This is a genomic window from Pantoea sp. KPR_PJ, assembly GCF_041386365.1.
GTDB lineage: Bacteria > Pseudomonadota > Gammaproteobacteria > Enterobacterales > Enterobacteriaceae > Pantoea.
In genome coordinates, this window is the sequence record NZ_JABMIK010000003.1 from 300,016 (window position 1) to 316,674 (window position 16,659).

General features: G+C 56.3%; 13 protein-coding genes. 4 read left to right on the forward strand and 9 right to left on the reverse strand.

Annotated features, from left to right (window positions below; all coding sequences use genetic code 11):
• Positions 1-376 precede the first annotated feature (376 nt).
• Positions 377-1,447, forward strand: a complete 1,071-nt coding sequence (locus tag HP564_RS09945) for an amidohydrolase (protein ID WP_371242550.1) — start codon at positions 377-379, stop codon at positions 1,445-1,447.
• Positions 1,422-2,696: an MFS transporter gene (locus HP564_RS09950; protein WP_371242552.1), complete on the forward strand. Its 1,275-nt coding sequence runs from the start codon at positions 1,422-1,424 to the stop codon at positions 2,694-2,696. The genes HP564_RS09945 and HP564_RS09950 overlap by 26 nt, the downstream gene beginning before the upstream one ends.
• A gap of 83 nt (positions 2,697-2,779) precedes the next feature.
• On the opposite strand, the gene HP564_RS09955 is transcribed toward HP564_RS09950, so the two are convergent.
• The 8 genes from HP564_RS09955 to eat all read right to left on the reverse strand — a co-directional run bounded on the left by HP564_RS09955 (position 2,780) and on the right by eat (position 12,715).
• Positions 2,780-3,370, reverse strand: a complete 591-nt coding sequence (locus HP564_RS09955) for a DUF2913 family protein (protein WP_371242554.1) — start codon at positions 3,368-3,370, stop codon at positions 2,780-2,782.
• A gap of 92 nt (positions 3,371-3,462) precedes the next feature.
• Positions 3,463-5,085 carry a phosphoenolpyruvate carboxykinase (ATP) gene (pckA, locus tag HP564_RS09960; RefSeq protein ID WP_371242556.1) on the reverse strand — a complete coding sequence of 541 codons (1,623 nt, stop codon included), beginning with the start codon at positions 5,083-5,085 and terminating at the stop codon, positions 3,463-3,465.
• Between the two features lie 557 nt (positions 5,086-5,642).
• Positions 5,643-6,908 carry an MFS transporter gene (locus HP564_RS09965; RefSeq protein WP_371242745.1) on the reverse strand — a complete coding sequence of 422 codons (1,266 nt, stop codon included), beginning with the start codon at positions 6,906-6,908 and terminating at the stop codon, positions 5,643-5,645.
• A gap of 99 nt (positions 6,909-7,007) precedes the next feature.
• Positions 7,008-7,943 carry an SMP-30/gluconolactonase/LRE family protein gene (locus HP564_RS09970; protein ID WP_371242557.1) on the reverse strand — a complete coding sequence of 312 codons (936 nt, stop codon included), beginning with the start codon at positions 7,941-7,943 and terminating at the stop codon, positions 7,008-7,010.
• Positions 7,940-8,890 carry an NAD(P)-dependent oxidoreductase gene (locus HP564_RS09975; protein WP_371242559.1) on the reverse strand — a complete coding sequence of 317 codons (951 nt, stop codon included), beginning with the start codon at positions 8,888-8,890 and terminating at the stop codon, positions 7,940-7,942. The genes HP564_RS09970 and HP564_RS09975 overlap by 4 nt, the downstream gene beginning before the upstream one ends.
• The gene (locus HP564_RS09980; RefSeq protein WP_371242561.1) at positions 8,890-9,582 is read right to left on the reverse strand and encodes an RraA family protein; all 693 of its coding nucleotides are present in this window, start codon (positions 9,580-9,582) and stop codon (positions 8,890-8,892) included. The genes HP564_RS09975 and HP564_RS09980 overlap by 1 nt, the downstream gene beginning before the upstream one ends.
• A gap of 366 nt (positions 9,583-9,948) precedes the next feature.
• On the reverse strand, positions 9,949-11,289 hold the full coding sequence (locus HP564_RS09985; protein WP_371242562.1) for an aspartate aminotransferase family protein: 1,341 nt from the start codon (positions 11,287-11,289) through the stop codon (positions 9,949-9,951).
• A 61-nt stretch (positions 11,290-11,350) separates the two neighbouring features.
• A complete protein-coding gene (eat, locus tag HP564_RS09990; protein ID WP_371242563.1) occupies positions 11,351-12,715 on the reverse strand; it encodes an ethanolamine permease in 1,365 nt (454 codons plus the stop codon).
• A 243-nt stretch (positions 12,716-12,958) separates the two neighbouring features.
• On the opposite strand from eat, the gene HP564_RS09995 reads away from it, so the two are divergent.
• Together HP564_RS09995 and HP564_RS10000 are read left to right on the forward strand one after the other, a co-directional pair.
• A complete protein-coding gene (locus HP564_RS09995) occupies positions 12,959-13,963 on the forward strand; it encodes a phosphotransferase enzyme family protein (RefSeq protein ID WP_371242565.1) in 1,005 nt (334 codons plus the stop codon).
• A gap of 138 nt (positions 13,964-14,101) precedes the next feature.
• Positions 14,102-15,205 carry an AraC family transcriptional regulator gene (locus HP564_RS10000; RefSeq protein WP_371242567.1) on the forward strand — a complete coding sequence of 368 codons (1,104 nt, stop codon included), beginning with the start codon at positions 14,102-14,104 and terminating at the stop codon, positions 15,203-15,205.
• A 160-nt stretch (positions 15,206-15,365) separates the two neighbouring features.
• Here HP564_RS10000 and HP564_RS10005 read toward each other — a convergent pair whose 3' ends face one another.
• The gene (locus tag HP564_RS10005; protein ID WP_371242569.1) at positions 15,366-16,652 is read right to left on the reverse strand and encodes a cytochrome c; all 1,287 of its coding nucleotides are present in this window, start codon (positions 16,650-16,652) and stop codon (positions 15,366-15,368) included.
• Positions 16,653-16,659: the final 7 nt, after the last annotated feature.

The window sequence follows — 16,659 nt, forward strand, 5'->3', positions numbered from 1 at the left end:
GAGTTTTACTGCAACCCTTTCTCTTTTAGCCTGACGTCGCAGAGCGGTCAGGGCCTGCGGACGTTTCTCAACCATTGACCATTCTGCACCTGACAGGGCAGGGACAGCCATTCATTTTGCTGCCGTGAAGCCGCGATGTGGTTGTCCTGGCTCCTGATTGTAAAGGTGAGGCCGCATTTTGTGATTAACTTCCTGTTTACATAATTAACAACATTTTTTTAGTGGCTAATCTTTGTGCGGCAATCCTATAGTCAATTTACTCTGTGAAATAGGGTTGTACTGGATACAACTTGCGGCGGTTATCAGCTTTGTCGATACGCCGCACGCTGCTGTTTCAGGCAGGCTTTGATAAAGGCAGGATTTGAGGGGATTGTTAATGGAGATTGTAAACGCACCGCATCTGGCTGTCAGAGAAGAGTGGCTTGAACATCATCAGGAAACCGCCCTGATGCCCGAGCTACCGATAGTCGATGCTCACCATCATTTGTGGGATCGCCAGTCAGGCGTCTATCTGACGTCGGAATTCAGCCGTGACATCCAGCGGTCGGGGCATCAGGTACGCTCTTCGGTTTATATTCAGTGCCGGTCAATGCTGCGTCGTGACGGGCCTGAGGCGTTCAGGCCCATTGGGGAGATTGAGTTTGCCAGTGGTGTCGCCGCTATGTTCGACAGCGGTCATTATGGCCAGACCGCAGGTTGCGAAGCGATCGTTGGCGGTGCCAGCCTGCTGGCCGGGGATGAACTGCTGCCGGTTATTGAACTGATGATGCAGCGTTCAGGAGGCCGGCTACGCGGTATGCGTAACCCGCTGGCATGGCATCCGGATCCCCGCGTAGTGTCAAGTCCGGTGACGCCTCCGGCCGGCCTGGCGGCCAGTCCGGCATTCAGGCGCGGTGCAGCCTGCCTTGCCCGGGCTGGACTCTCGCTGGACGTATGGGTTTACCATACCCAGCTTGATGAAATCGCTGAGCTGGCGCGGGCGCTGCCCGATCTTCACATTATTGTGGACCACTGCGGCGGACCGATAGGCACCGGGCCCTTTGCGGATAAAAAACAGCAGGTCTTTCAGGCGTGGAAAACATCCATTACTGCCCTGGCCGCGTTGCCCAACGTGAGCGTTAAAATCAGCGGTTTTGGCATGACCGTAATGGGCTATCCCTTTGCCCAGTCCGCTACCCCCCCCAATTCTCTGACCCTTTCTCAGGCCTGGCAGCCGCTGTTTGACACGCTGGTGGACGCGTTCGGGAGCGACCGCTGTATGTTTGCCAGTAACTTCCCCGTCGATAAAGGAATGTTCAGCTATGGCGTTTTCTGGAATGCCTGTAAACGGCTGGCCGGTCACGCGTCGTTAGCCGAACGGGAAAATCTCTTCTGGCGCACCGCAGCAGCACGCTATCGCTTATCCTCTCTGGAGAACACTGATGAATACGAAATCAAGAGTGCATGAGGTGCACCCGGTAGAGCAGGAGAGCGTTAACGCTACGCTCCCTTATACCACGGCAGAAAAAAGGACCCTTGCACTGGGCGGGCTGGGATGGACCTTCGAAAGCTATGACTCCTTCCTGCTGTCGCTCTTGTTGCCGGTGCTGGGGCTGGTATTTGGCATCAGCAAAACTGAGCTTGGCGTCTTTATCAGCACCACCGCGGGTGGGCAGATTATTGGCGGGATCCTGTTTGGGCTGGTGGCTGACAAAATTGGCAGGGTGAAATCGGCAGTGATCTGCATTGCCATCTATTCTACGTTCTCCGGCCTGCTGGCTTTCACCCACGACACAGAGACGTTTGCTGTGCTGCGATTCTGCGGCGCGCTGGGCATGGGCGGTATGTGGACATCCGGTGCGGCCCTTATCGCTGAAACCTGGCGACCAGAGCGACGCGCGCGCGGAGGGGCGCTGATGCAGATGGGATTGCCGGTTGGCGCGATTCTGGCGATTGCCCTGACAGCGCTGGTCACCGCCATGACGGGCGGACTGGAAAACGGTGGCTGGCGCTATCTCTTTATGATTGGTGCACTGCCGGTGTTTATCATGATGGCCATCGCTTTTATCACACCGGAATCGCCCGTCTGGCTGGCGCGCCGTCAGCAACGCGCGGCCAGCCGCACTCAAACAGCCGGAACCGGTAAAACCAACCTCAAGGGGCTGCTGCTGGCGTTTACCTTTATCTTCTTTATCCAGTATCTCTTCTGGGGTGTCTTCACCTGGACCCCAACCTACCTGCGCGAAGTTAAGCACCTCGATTTTCTGCACAGCCTGAAATTTGTGCTGGCGCTGCAGACCGGGGCCATTGCCGGCTTCCTGGTTTTCTCTCTGCTGGCCGATAAATGGGGCCGCAGGCCGATGTTCCTGCTTTATCTGTTAATCGGTGCAGTGGCAGTTGCCCTCTACCTGATCACAACCCAGCCGCTGATCCTGATGGCAGCGATTTTTATGGCAGGCTTTGGCGTCAACGGTATTTTTGCCGGTTCCGGCCCCTTCCTTGCGGAGATTATTGGCGACACGCAGTCGCGCGGCTTTCTCATGGGGCTTGCCTATAACGGCGGGCGTTTAGGCGGATTTATCGCGCCGCTGCTGATTGGTTTTGTGGCCAGTATGGGCGGATTCACTGCCGGCCTCGCCACCACCGTGGTGGCGTTTATTGCAGCGATGTGTGTGGTCTGGCTGGCGCCGGAAACCAAAGGCGTGAAACTACAGTAATGCGTTCGTCAGCTCCTGGCGGACATGAGATAAAAAAAGTACGACCAGACCGGTCGTACTTTTTTATCTGCCGACGGCGTGCTTTACCTCTTAACGGTAATCCTGATGATGTTGCTGTTGTCGACCCTGATGCCGCTCCAGCCACACGCCTCTAACATCGTTTTCAACCATTTTAACTGGCCGGATGCAATGGCCATGATTTCCGCTTTCTGCTTTCCCGTCTGGTCAAAGGCGTTGTCGACGCTACTTCTCAGTAACAGCAGCGCGTTTCTGTGATATTCCGCGCGGTGACGGATACTGGTCTGCCATTCCTCCGCCGTCAGTAGCGCATAGTCCCACCCGGCGGCCTTTATGTTTTCAACCGCCTGGGTCAGATGAAGCAAATCAGATCCCTCTTCTATCGCGCCGCTGCTGGCATTCCATAACAGATTGAGCTTGCCGGGCAGATTAAACGGCTGGCCAAACATCAGAGCCTGATGAAGCAACCATCTTATTTCAGCTTCCGTGCATTCATTGAATGTGTGCTGCCTGAGTGCATTCCCAAACCACTTCAGAAGAAAAACATGCTCTGCATGCAGGGTATCTATCGCGCCCTCTTTTCTGGCGATATGCAGGGCGATAAGCGCACACCATGCAAAATGCGCAATCGCCTGACTCTGACGATCTTTTTTCATAAGAACCTGAATGTTGTCTGAAAGCGAGATGATTTGAAGCGTTTATCGGAGAACGCCGCCCTGTCTGGTACGGCGTTCTCATTTATATATTGTCAGGCTATTACCGGTCCGGCGGACTGTAACGCCTGTCCCGTCTCTGTGTCGGCGAAACGCGCGAAATTGGCTCTGAACATCGCGCCAAGCTCCTCCGCTTTGGCCTGCCACCGTGCGGGCGTTTCCCACGACGTTCGCGGATCCAGCACCTCATCCGGCACGCCTGCAACATGAGCGGGAACGGCGAGAGTAAACACAGGCAGAATATTGACGGGCGTCTCGGTCAGATCGTCATTTAAAATGGCGTTAATGATGCTACGCGTATGGGCAAGCGACATTCTCTGGTTTTGTCCGTTCCAGCCCGTGTTGACCAGCCAGGCTTCGGCTCCCGCCTCTCTAACTCTTTTAAGTAAAATATCCGCATACTGTGTCGGGTGCAGCGTCAGGAACGCGGCACCAAAACAGGCAGAGAAGGTCGGCTGTGGCTGGGTGACGCCGCGCTCGGTGCCCGCCAGTTTGGCTGTAAAACCAGAGAGGAAATGATATTGCATCTGCGCTTCCGTAAGCCGACTGACGGGGGGCAATACGCCAAAAGCGTCGGCGGTCAGAAAGATAATTTTACGCGGATGACCGGCACGGGAGGGAGGCATGACGCTGTTTTCGATGTGCGACAGCGGATAGGAAACCCGGGTGTTTTCGGTTTTGCTGGCGTCATCATAATCGACGCTGCCGTCAGCCCGCACCACCACGTTCTCCAGCAGGGCATCGCGGCGTATAGCCTGATAAATTTCAGGCTCGTTTTTCGCGCTCAGATGAATCGTTTTTGCGTAGCAGCCGCCTTCATAGTTAAACACGCCCGCATCATCCCAGCCGTGCTCATCATCTCCGATAAGTTTGCGCTCAGGATTGGTTGAAAGCGTGGTTTTTCCGGTACCGGACAGGCCAAAGAAGAGCGCCACATCGTGGTGACTGCCCACGTTAGCGGAGCAGTGCATGGAGGCAATACCGCGGCGCGGCATCAGGTAGTTCATCACGGAAAACAGGCCTTTCTTCATCTCACCGCCATACCAGGTGCCGCCAATAAGCTGGATATTTTCGGTTAAGTTGAAGGCCACAAAGTTTTCGGAGTTGAGGCCCTGACGCTCCCAGTCAGCGTTGGTGCATTTTGAACCGTTAAGCACCGTAAAGTCAGGCGCAAAATCTGCCCGCTCCGCGGCGCTGAGCGGGATAAACATATTGGTAACAAAGTGCGCTTGCCAGGCCACTTCGGTAATAAACCTTACGCCAATGCGTGATTCTTTATTGGCACCGCACCAGGCATCCACAATGTATAACGTCTTGCCGGATAACTGCTGCACCACCAGTGATTTCAGATGCTGCCAGACCGCTGGCGTGATCGGCTTGTTGTCGTTTTTATTACGCTGGTTGTCATTCCACCATAGCGTTTCGGCAGTGACGTCGTCATAAACAAAATATTTGTCTTTCGGTGAGCGGCCAGTGAACATACCGGTGTCAACCGCTATGGCACCGGATGAGGTCAGCTGCGCCCGCTCATAGCCACTTAAACCGGCCTGTTTTTCTGCTGCAAACAGACTGGCGTAGTCGGGATTGTGGATCACCGATTGCGGCCGTTCGATACCCAGTCGCTGCAAATATTCACCGATCTTTTCTTGAGTCTGCATTGCACCACTCCGTCTTGTTTATCGTTGCAGATGAATTAAGCGGTTTCCGGCTATGCGACGTCGCAAGAGCTTCAGATCGCGCCTGCTGCCTGGCAATGTGGCCTCTTTCCGGCGGGATAAGAGGGGCTCTGGCGGGGCTCTGCTGAAACTCACTCTGTAACCCCGGCCGATGACGACAAGCCACCCCGTAACGACCCCAGGCATAAAGCGAGTTTACACGCTTGTTATTTTACTGTGTACACCCTGGTTTTTCCTGGTAAAACAAAATGGAGTTTTTTTTGCAACGATTTAACAAATGTGTGAGGGAGGTCATATCTTACCTGCGCTGGTAGTCTGGCTGTGGTAAAGCCGCTGCCACAGGCCGTAAACGGGCCGGTAGCCACTTCTCTATTTCAGAGCGCATGGCGGGGCATCTGCCCGACCTGTTGTTGCTGGCGGGCCAGGGGCGAGGCGCTCGTCGCGCGAAGCGATCGAAATAAAAAGTGCAGCCGGGAAGGGCGATGGGAGAAGCGGAGAGGAACAGTGTCAGTATACGACGTTATACTGACACCGGGCGATCAGTCGTGACGATAGGGATCTTTCACCAGAGCGACAGCAAAGGCTCCAATAAGCAGGACAGCAGAAACAGCCAGCAGCGGGTACATAAAGCTGCCCGTCATCTGCTTGATATAGCCGATCAGCGAAGGCCCAAAAAAGCCACCCAGATTACCGACAGAGACAATCATCGCCAGCCCACCCGCAGCCGCACTGCCGGTAAGAAAACCTGACGGCAACGCCCAGAAAGAGGCCTGAAATGCGAGAATGCCACTCACGGTAAAACAGAGGGCGATCATTTTTAGCATGGGATCGTCGATAAGCGCACTGGCGGCGAGCGCAACTGAAGCCATTAACAGCGCACCGCTAATCCAGATAATGCGGTTCTGTGCACGGTTTGCGCGTTGTGCCCACAGCAGCATTGTAATTGCGCCACACAGATAGGGCACAGCGGTGAGAAAGCCGGTCTGAGTATGGCTGACACCAAGTTGCTTAATGATCTGCGGCATCCACAGCCCGACCCCTATCGATCCCACAATTCCGCAGAAATTGATGAAGGCCAGCAGATAGAGCAGCGGATTCTTTAACGCATCCTTCAGGCTTGAACCGTGTGAAGCTGCGATTTTTTTCTGTTCAGACTCCAGGCGACGGGTCAGCACGGCTTTTTCATTGTCATCGAGCCATTTCGCCTTTGCAGGTTTGTCGCTCAGGAAAAACAGACACATGATGCCCAGAATAACCGCCGGGGCACCCTCGATTAACAGCAGCCACTGCCAGTTGCGGATATGCTCATGATGCGTGATTTGCATCAGTGCCCCTGAAAGCGGTGCGCCAATGATATTCGCGACCGGGATCCCGACCAAAAAGGCGGCGGTAATTTTGGCTCGCCACGTTCCTGGAAACCAGTAGGTAAAAAAGAGGTAGATGCCGGGCGTAAAACCCGCTTCCGCAACACCCAGAAAGAAGCGCGCAATAGCAAAACTGACCGGGCCGGTGATAAATGCCGTGGCCATGGAAATCAGGCCCCATGAGATCATGATGCGCGCTATCCAGACGCGGGCACCGACTTTTTGCATAATCAGGTTGCTGGGAATTTCAAACAGGAAATAGCCAATAAAGAACATGCCGGCACCAAAGCCAAACTGTTCGGCGGTGATCCCCAGGTCAGCATTCATGCCCAGCGCGGCAAAGCTCACGTTTGTTCTGTCAAGATAACTGACGACATAGCAGATAAAGATAAAGGGCAGTATTCGCCTGAAGGCTTTTTTAGCGGTGGCTTCACTGAGCATAAACTCGTGCTCAGTTACGCCAGGCGACGGTGTCGCCTGATGTTCAGTAGAGGTAATCTGGGCCATCACGATCTCCTGTGCTTTTCAGGGCACAACGTTTTATCTGGTAACCCTCGCTGACGGGACAGCGTAAGGGTTGCCTGGTGTCGCCATTGAGCAGGTCAGAATCGAACCGGATACGGATTCGGTGATGTAGAGCTGGCGCAGATCGTCACCGCCGTAGCAGAGGTTGGTGGTTGAGCGTCCCGCCGGGCTGGTGAGGATCTCAATCGGCTCCGCCAGCTCATTTAAATGCCAGATGCGACCCAGTCCCGGATTGGCAATCAACAGTTCACCATCGGCATTGATGGTCAGCCCGTCGGGCCCGCTGGGACCATATGAAGTAAAAAACTGACTGACTTTGCTGACAGAGCCATCAGGCTGTAGCGGACAGCGCCAGACTGAATTACCGCGCGTCATGGCGACATACAGGATTTTTTCGTCTGGTGACAGCACCAGTCCATTAGGACTGGGACAGTTATCCAGCAGCAGGTCGAGTTTTCCCGCCGGAGACAAACGGTAGACGCGGCCGGTAGGATCGTGCAGCCCCGTTTGTCCCTGATCGGTGAAGTAGATGTTACCCTGACTGTCGGGCGTCAGATCGTTGACGCCACGAAAGCTTTCGCTGTTTCGCCGAGCCAGCCACGGGCGAACGGTGCGATCGTTCAGCGACAGTTTCATCAGGCCGTGTCGGTAATCGGTGATCAGCAGCGTATCCGCTGATATCAGCTTCATACCGTTCGGCTCACCCTCATACTGAACGATCAGCTCCCAGTTGCCCTGCATATCCACTTTGAAAATGCGGCCGTAGGGAATATCGGTGAGATAGAGGCATCCTTCCGGATGCCATACCGGGCCTTCCAGGAACGAGTCAACGGGTTGACCGCCCCGGTTAGCCTGCGCCCATGCGTTATTTTTGTCTGGCTGACGAAACGCATCAGGAAGACGGGTAAAAAGGGTCGCGGCGCGTACCTCTGGCTGGCTCAAAAAAATCATGGTAACGCACCTGCACTTTCCATCGGTTCAGCCAGGACCTTCAGCACATTGCGGGCGGCGGCCGTGCCCATTTTAACGAAGGAGGTACTGCTGACGCCGCCAATATGAGGTGAAAGAATCACGTTGTTGACGTGCTGCCAGACGTGCGGAGCCGTCAGAGGCTCGACGGGAAAGCTGTCCAGGGCTGCCCAGCTGATCGTGCCATCATCAAGCGCGCGCAGCAGGTCATCATCCTCAATCAGCCCGCCGCGTGCGGTATTGACCAAGATCGCGCCTTTTTTGCACAAAGCCAGCGTGTCACGGTTGATCATATTGCGCGTGTCGTCAGTCAGAGGACAGTGCAAGGAAATCACATCCGCATTGTGCAGCAATGCGTCAAGAGAGGCGGCGTGACATCCGTCCGGCAGGGTTTTGGCATAAGGATCGTAGGCAATCACATTCATGCCAAAGGCGTTACCAATGCGGGCGACGCGCGCGCCAATGGCACCGAGCCCAATCAGTCCCAGCGTTTTGCCTTCCAGCTCAACTGACTTATGCGTGGACTTATCCCAGTGCCCCTGACGCATGCGCTGATCGAGCGGGACCACTGATTTTGCGCAGGCCAGAATCATCGCCCAGGCGTGTTCCGCTACTGCCGCCGCGTTAGCGCCGGGAGCAGACTGCACGCTGATATGACGTTCAGCCGCTGCTTTTTGATCGATAACGTCGATACCGCTGCCGTGCTTGGAGATAACGCGCAGGTGCGGAGCGGCATCCATGATGCGTGCGTTGATCTTACCGTAGCGAACGATAATGGCGACGGGATCGTGCTTTTCGCACAGCTGGCATAAATCATCTTCAGTGGGGCGCTGGCCGGCAAAGACGATCTCATAGTTGGTGAGCAAATCGAGGGCTTCCGGAGCGATATCGCTACCGGTAACCAGAATAACAGGCTGAGATGCAGACATTACAGATTCTCCCCTTCTGAGAGCATACCGGCAGCACGCAGCGCGTTCTCCAGCCAGGGCGCACGAATGTCACCTTCCCGGATACCCGCAAGGCGTTTATTTTCGCCATCCAGTTTTTTCTGCGCCTGAACAAGCAGGGCAGGCACCGCTTCACGGGGTAACACCACCACGCCATCAGCATCGGCAACGATAAGGTCGCCCGGCTCGATTGCGGCCCCGGCAACCGAGGTGGGAAAATTGACGCGGCCAGCAATCGATTTGGTTGGGCCGCAAGGGTTCAGACCGGCAGAGAAGACCGGAAAGGCACTTTCGCAGATTGCATCCGCATCGCGCACGGCACCGTCAATGATAATGCCGGCAATACCGGAGGCCTTGGCCTGCGTGGACATGATTTCGCCAATCAGGGCGCAGCTGATGTCCCCTTTGCCATCAACGACGATAACGTCGCCGGGCTGAGCAATAGCCAGGGCTGCGTGGATCGCCAGGTTATCACCGGGACGAACCTCAACGGTAATGGCAGGACCAGCGACTTTCATTGAGGCCGCGAGGGGTTTAACGCGACCGTGCAGCGTGCCGCGACGTCCGGCGACATCTGCCAGAATGGCCGCCTGAAATTCCGCCGCCTGCGTAACCAGCTCTGGTGAAACGCGGGTAATGTCACGTTTGATAAAAGTGTTGTCTACGTTTGGCATGGTAACTCCTCGCATGTTTTACCCTGTACAACGTCGTTGTACTTAATAAAACCACTATAGCCGTGTTAAATTCTACCTCGCTACTGTTAAAACTTAATTTTTGATGTAAACAAGATGTGAATCACAATTCAGTGGCTGAAGCTTGTGCTCGCACAAACGAGAGGGGTGAAAAAGGAAAAGGGCGGTCAGGTCCTGGTGGACTTTCGTAAAGGGGGCGCATCTTGCGAAGGGGGATAAAGCGGGGAGCACGCTGGCCGGACGCTGTCGACAGCCCCTTGCAACGGGTGAGTGAGCGGCAAAAGAGAAGCCCGCCCTGTCCGACGGATGCCGGGCAGGGCGCAATGCTCGCCACGACTGGCGTCATCTTTAAGGCTGCAATTTTTTCAGGCAGCGATCCATTGCCCCGACCACCCAGTCGATATCCTGCATCTGGAAGCAAAGCGGTGGTCGGATTTTCAGCACGTTACCGTAGGGCCCGGCGACGGAGGTCAGCACATACTCCTCGCGCAGCGCTTCCACCAGGTCGAGTGCCAGACGTTTATCAGGCTGCTTACTCTCTCTGTCCTTCACCAGTTCAAACCCGATAAACAGGCCCGCGCCGCGAACTTCACCAATACAGGGGTAAACCGCCTGAAGGGATTGCAGGGCGGCCTGAAGCGCGCGACCGGTTTTCAGACTGTGCGCCTGAAGCGCCTCCTGCTCGATAACGTCCATTACCGCATGCGCCGCCGCCATAGAGACAGGGTTGCCGCCAAAGGTATTAAAGTAAGGCAGCGCATCACTGAATGCCGCCATTACCGGCGCTTTCGCCATCAGTCCCGATACCGGAATGCCGTTGCCCATTGGCTTGCCGGTGGTCACGACATCAGGAACCACGCCATGTCGGGCAAAGCCCCAGAAAGCCTCGCCGGTGCGGGCAAAGCCCGGCTGCACTTCGTCGGCGATAAAAATACCGCCGTTTTGATGTACGACATCGATCGCCTGCTTTAAAAAACCGGGCTGGCCGGGTAATACGCCGTCTGACGAAAAGATTGAGTCGGCAAGAAAACCGGCAAACCTGATACCGTGCGCCGCCATATCATCAATCTGCTTCTGAATTTCCTGCGCGAACCAGGCACCCTGATCCGCCGTCTGAATGCGGTAGAAATCGGGCGGTGCCACCAGGCGGGTATGTGGGGAAAGCGGCTGACCGCTGCCCAGCGCAGGGGAGACGCCAGAGGTGAGCGCACTGGTACCGTGATAGGCTTCTTTAGAGACGATGATCCCCGTGCCACCGCTCCAGCACTGGGCAATGCGGATAGCCAGATCGTTCGCTTCGGAGCCGGTACACATGTACATCGCCCGATCGATTTCAGCGGGCAGGGTGGCCAGAATGCGATCGCTGTAGGCCAGAATCGACTCATGCAGATAGCGCGTATGGGTATTCAGCTGCATCATCTGCTGATGCACAGCCTCGACCACCGCCGGATGACAGTGACCAATGCTGGCAACGTTGTTATACATATCCAGGTACTGGTTGCCGGCCTTGTCCCATAAATACTGGCCCTTTCCGCGCACCAGATGTACCGGGTTACGGTAAAACAGGCGATAAGATTCGCCCAGCACCCGGCTGCGCTTATCGGTCAGCTGGCGAATATCCGGTGCCAGCGTTTCCGCATGTTCAGCCCGGAAGCTGTTGGTATCCATAATGGTTGAGCGTACCGTCATTGTAACTCCTTGGTCTTTGCTGCCCTGCAGCAGACTACGCGCCGCAGGGCGGGTATAAGCGTTAATCGGTTTCTGCGGCCACCGCGGTCTGCGAAATCGCCCCGCGGCGGGAGTGTGTTGTCAGGAAGTAGAGGTAGCCTGCCACCATCAGGCCGATAAACAGCGCGCCGATCTCCGGGTTAAACCACAGCATGGCGATCAGGCAGAGAATGGCGCCGCACAGGGCAATGGCTGGGATTACCGGATAACCCGGCGCCCGGTAGCTGCGCGTCAGCGTTGGCGCAGTACGACGCAGTTTAAACAGGCTCAGCATGCTCATGATGTACATGACGATGGCGCCAAACACGGACATGGTGATCATCGCGGCGGTCAGGCTCATGCCCTGAAAGCTGATGCCGTCAGAGAAAATGGCAAGGATACCGACCGCACCGCCTGCCAGAATGGCGCGGTGCGGCGTGTTAAAGCGCGACAGTCTGGCCAGCGACGGCGGCAGATAGCCTTCGCGTGCCAGCGCGAAAAACTGGCGGGAATAACCCATGATGATGCCGTGAAAACTGGCAATCAGGCCGAACAGACCAATCCAGACCAGCATGTGCATCCAGCGTGAATCGTTACCGACCAGCATTTTCATCGCCTGCGGCAGCGGATCGTTAATGCCGGACAGCGTGCGCCAGTCGCCTGCGCCACCGGCAAACACCATGACGCCAATCGCCAGCACTACCAGGGTTAATACGCCGCTGATATAGGCGCGAGGGATAGTGCGGCGTGGCGCTTTTGCCTCTTCAGCCGCCATCGCGACCCCTTCGATGGCCAGGAAAAACCAGATGGCAAACGGAATAGCGGCAAACATGCCGGAGACCGATGCCAGGGAGAAACTCTCCTGTCCCGCCCAGCCGTGCGCCACAAAGTTCGTCAGGCTGAAGCCCGGTGCCACGACGCCCATAAAGACCAGCAGCTCAATAACGGCCAGCAGCGTCACCAGCAGTTCAAAGGTTGCCGCAATGCTGACGCCGACAATGTTAAGCCCCATAAAGATCAGGTAGGCACAGACCGCGATAAGTTTGGGGTTCACTTCCGGAAACTGCACGTTGAGATAGGCGCCAATTGCCATCGCGATGGCCGGAGGCGCGAAGACAAACTCAATTAAAGTGGCAATGCCCGCAATCAGTCCGCCGGTGTCACCAAAGGCGCGGCGGCTGTAGGCAAAGGGCCCGCCAGCCTGCGGAATGGCGGTCGTCAGTTCGGTAAAGCTGAAGATAAAACAGGTGTACATGGCGGCGACAAAACATGTCGTGACCAAAAAGCCCAGCGTGCCCGCGGCCCCCCAGCCATAGCTCCAGCCGAAATACTCTCCCGATATAACCAGCCCCACGGCAATACCCCAGAGTTGCAGGGTGCCCAGGGTGGGTTTCAGTTTCTCTTTCATCACGGCGTTCCCCGTCTGCGTAAAGTGAAAAAGCGATGCCTAAAAGCTAACGGTTAGATGATGGACACAGCGGCCACAGAAAAACTTGACCGCAGAAAACAGAAACCGGTCGGCTGGGGTCAAATCGCCTCAGTTCAGGGGGGCATCGCTCTGCTGAAGTCAATTTTTGCCTGCTCTCGGGTCAAGCATACAGAAGAGGTTCAGCGCCATGCTGACTCCACACGCAGAGCGAGGGAGCCAGAGATGAGCAATAAGCAATATGACACCTTAAGTAACGACACGATTCTTCAGCTTGCGCATCAGGCGCTACAGGCCTATCCCGCCTGTCTGCATGCCGAGGTGAAACTGCTGTGCCGTTCCGAGAACGCCACCCTGTCGGTCAGCATCCCGCAGGGGCGCTATGCGCTGCGTATTCATCGGGGCGACTACCACGCTAAGCAGGACATTGAGAGTGAGCTTCACTGGCTGGACGCCCTTCAGGCCGCAGATATTTGCGTGCCGGTTGCCGTTCACGACGGGCAGGGTAACCGCATTCAGACGCTGGCTTTGCCTGAAGCTGGTGAGCGTTATGCGGTATTGTTCCACTGGATTGAGGGCGAAATGCTCACGGATGCTGTTGATCCCGCGGCCTTTCGCCAGTTAGGACGCATCACCGCACAACTGCATCACCACAGCCGACACTGGCAGAAGCCGCAAACATTTCGCCGTATCGTCTGGGATCATCACACCATGGTTTCGCCCACCGGACACTGGGGCGACTGGCGCGATGTGGCTGGTCTGGCGCCGTCTCAGCATGCGGTCATCGAGGAGACGCTGGCCCATGTGAACCGCCAGATGGCGGCATTTGGTCAGTCGCCTGAACGCTACGGCCTGATCCACGCTGACCTGCGCCTGACCAATCTGCTGATTCACAAAGGCGAGACGCGGGTGATTGATTTCGACGACTGCGGAATGGGCTGGTACCTGCACGATCTGGCTGCCGCGATTAGCTTTGTCGAGCATCATCCCAACGCCCCGCACTGGGTAGAAAACTGGTTAAACGGCTACGAACAGGTGGCACACGTCGGGGATCAGGAGCTGGCGATGATCCCGTCTATGCTGATTCAGCGCCGCATTCAGCTGACGGCCTGGGTCGCGTCTCATCGGGAAACAGAGATGGCCCGCAGTCTGGGTAGCGGCTGGGCTAATGATACTGTACGCCTGTGCCACCGTTATCTTGAAGGAGCCCGTTTGCCGATTGGCGTGTAGCGCACTCTGACGGTGCCTGAATGGGTGATCGCGGTGCACGCTTCGTGGCGACGGCGCTAAGTGGCTGTAACTTTGTACCCGTTAGCTGGTATGTTTTTTGCAGAAGTTAAGGATGTTCAGTTTCAGGCGAAAAACATCATGACCAGCAGATTTCCAGAGGCCGCGCTGACGGCCATGTCCAGCGCAGGCAGCCGTCACCACGGTGTCCTGTCGGCCGCCGCGACAGGACTCGGTGATTTCATCAACGCGCAGGGCGGGGATGTGGATCGCATTTTCGGCATCAGCGGCATCGATCCTGAAACGCTCGCCTGCCCGACGCTGAGTCTGGATCTGGTGAATTATTGCCGGGTGCTGGAGGAGGCAGCCAGCCAGGCCGGGGTGGACAATTTCGGCTTGCAGTATGGCCATCAGTTTCGACCGCAGTCGCTGGGGCTGATTGGCTATATTGGTTTGTGTTCGGCAACGCTGGAGCAGGCGCTGCGCAATGTGGTCAACGCCTTTCCCTGGCACCAGCACAATACCTGCGTCCGCCTGACGGAGCACAGCGATTACTGGCAGCTTGACTACCAGGTGCGTCACGGCGCCATTCTGCTGCGCCGCCAGGATGCGGAATTAACCCTGGGCATGTTTCTCAACCTGATCCGCCACGCAGCCGGGCGGCTCTGGGCACCGCGCGAAGTCCATTTTGAACACCCGCGGCCTGAGCACTGGCATGAGCACTGTAAGGTATTTGATGCCCCGGTTTATTTCGATCAACCCTTTAACTCCATGATCATCGCCAAAGCGGATCTGAACCGCAAAATGCCGGATCACGATCCCATGCTGCTGCTGGTGATGCAGGATGCGATCCGTCGACTCAGTCCGCCAGTTATCAGTCAGGACACCGTTAATCAAACCCGCACCGATATTCATCTCCAGTTGCTCAGCGGCGAACCGTCGCTGGACGCGATTGCTGAAAAACAGGGACTGTCAGCCTGGTCGCTCCAGCGGCGACTGCGCGAGGAGCAAACCAGCTTTTCTGCGCTGGTCGATAGCGTACGCAAAGAGATGGCAACCCATTATCTGAAGCAGCCCCATTTGCCCGTGTCTGAAATGGCCCTGTTACTGGGTTATTCTGAGGTCAGCGCTTTTTCTCGCGCCTTCCGACGCTGGTTTGGGTGCAGCCCGCGCGACTGTCGCAAATCACAAAGTCTGTTCTCTGACAGCGCCTCTGCGACAGGCAGTCATAACGCGAATCCGTAGCGCACAGCCTGCTGGCGCGGTCAGCCGGGGCGACGGGATCCTGGATGGGCGTAAAGCCTGGCTGGGTGCCGATGAGGGGACCGGGCAACGCCCTGACGGGCGTGGTGGATATAAAAAAAGCGCCCTGGCAGGGCGCTTAACGCATTACGTTGATGTCGATCTATTCCTGATCTTTTTCCGTGGGGGTGGGCAACGCTTTACGCAGTTCCTTGACCTCTTCAGCTTTAACAGCAGGCGCTTTGTTACCCCAGCTGTTGCGAATAAAGGTGGCCAGATCGGCGACATCCGCGTCGCTGAGACGCCAGGCAAAGTCAGGCATCGCCAGTCCCGTCACCGCATCCCGTGTCACCGCCATTTTTCCCCCTCGTAAAATAATGCTAATGACCGAAGAGGGATCGTCACTCAGGACGGCGGAGTTACCGGCGAGGGAAGGGAAGGTCTTCGCATATCCTTTGCCGTCGAGACGGTGGCAGCCTGAGCAGTTGTCCATATACAACCTTGAACCCGGCGTGCTGATGTCACCTTTTATCAGCGCCGCCGTGGTGGCATCCACCGGCGGTGTAGTCGCGACATCCGCAGCAGCGGGGTGAAGCGACTTCAGATAGGTCGCCACGGCAGTGAGATCGGCGTCACTCAGGTATTGCGTACTGTGTTCAATCACATCAGTCATTGAGCCGAAGGCGGCGGACTTATCAGTCCGGCCGGTTTTCAGAAACAGCGCAATCTCTTCGGCTGACCATCCACCCAGACCCGTTTTGTTATTACCGGTCAGATCCGGGGCATGCCATCCTTCTAACGTTCCTCCCGTCAGGAAATGCTCGCCGTGCTGGTCCAGCGACTTCTCCTGATAACCTATGCCGCGCGGCGTGTGACACGTACCACAGTGACCCAATCCCTGCACAAGATACGCCCCCCGGTTCCACTCGGCACTTTGGGTGGCATCAGCGACGTAGGGTTTATCGTCATGGAAAGCGGTGTTCCAGAGGGCAAGGGGCCAGCGCATATTAAGCGGCCAGGGAATATCGCTTTTTCTGTTTTCCTGATGAACGGCCTTCACGCCCTGCATGATATAGGCATACAGCGCATGCATATCATCATCATTGATTTTGGCATAGGCGGTGTAGGGCATCGCCGGATAGAGATGATGACCATCTTTCGCCACCCCTTCCCGCAACGCCCGGGCAAAATCATCGTAGCTATATTCACCAATACCGGTTTCCTTATCCGGCGTGATATTGGTTGAGTAGATAGCCCCCACCGGGGTCATCATTTTCAGTCCCCCCGTAAAGGGCGCTTTGCCGGCAATGGAGTGGCAGGCCACGCAGTCTCCCGCGGTGGCGATATACTTGCCCTGTTCGAGCATTTCCGGCGAGGCCGTTTCCGCCGCAGCGGCGAAAGAAAAAAATAATGCCAGCGACGGCAGAAAATTAACCAAGGTTATCTTCATTTTCCTG

Coding starts and splice junctions, on each gene's coding strand:
- HP564_RS09945 (WP_371242550.1), top strand. CDS start 377: ATGGAGATTGTAAACGCACCGCATCTGGCTGTCAGAGAAGAGTGGCTT.
- HP564_RS09950 (WP_371242552.1), top strand. CDS start 1,422: ATGAATACGAAATCAAGAGTGCATGAGGTGCACCCGGTAGAGCAGGAG.
- HP564_RS09955 (WP_371242554.1), bottom strand. CDS start 3,370: ATGAAAAAAGATCGTCAGAGTCAGGCGATTGCGCATTTTGCATGGTGT.
- pckA (WP_371242556.1), bottom strand. CDS start 5,085: ATGCAGACTCAAGAAAAGATCGGTGAATATTTGCAGCGACTGGGTATC.
- HP564_RS09965 (WP_371242745.1), bottom strand. CDS start 6,908: ATGCTCAGTGAAGCCACCGCTAAAAAAGCCTTCAGGCGAATACTGCCC.
- HP564_RS09970 (WP_371242557.1), bottom strand. CDS start 7,943: ATGATTTTTTTGAGCCAGCCAGAGGTACGCGCCGCGACCCTTTTTACC.
- HP564_RS09975 (WP_371242559.1), bottom strand. CDS start 8,890: ATGTCTGCATCTCAGCCTGTTATTCTGGTTACCGGTAGCGATATCGCT.
- HP564_RS09980 (WP_371242561.1), bottom strand. CDS start 9,582: ATGCCAAACGTAGACAACACTTTTATCAAACGTGACATTACCCGCGTT.
- HP564_RS09985 (WP_371242562.1), bottom strand. CDS start 11,289: ATGACGGTACGCTCAACCATTATGGATACCAACAGCTTCCGGGCTGAA.
- eat (WP_371242563.1), bottom strand. CDS start 12,715: ATGAAAGAGAAACTGAAACCCACCCTGGGCACCCTGCAACTCTGGGGT.
- HP564_RS09995 (WP_371242565.1), top strand. CDS start 12,959: ATGAGCAATAAGCAATATGACACCTTAAGTAACGACACGATTCTTCAG.
- HP564_RS10000 (WP_371242567.1), top strand. CDS start 14,102: ATGACCAGCAGATTTCCAGAGGCCGCGCTGACGGCCATGTCCAGCGCA.
- HP564_RS10005 (WP_371242569.1), bottom strand. CDS start 16,652: ATGAAGATAACCTTGGTTAATTTTCTGCCGTCGCTGGCATTATTTTTT.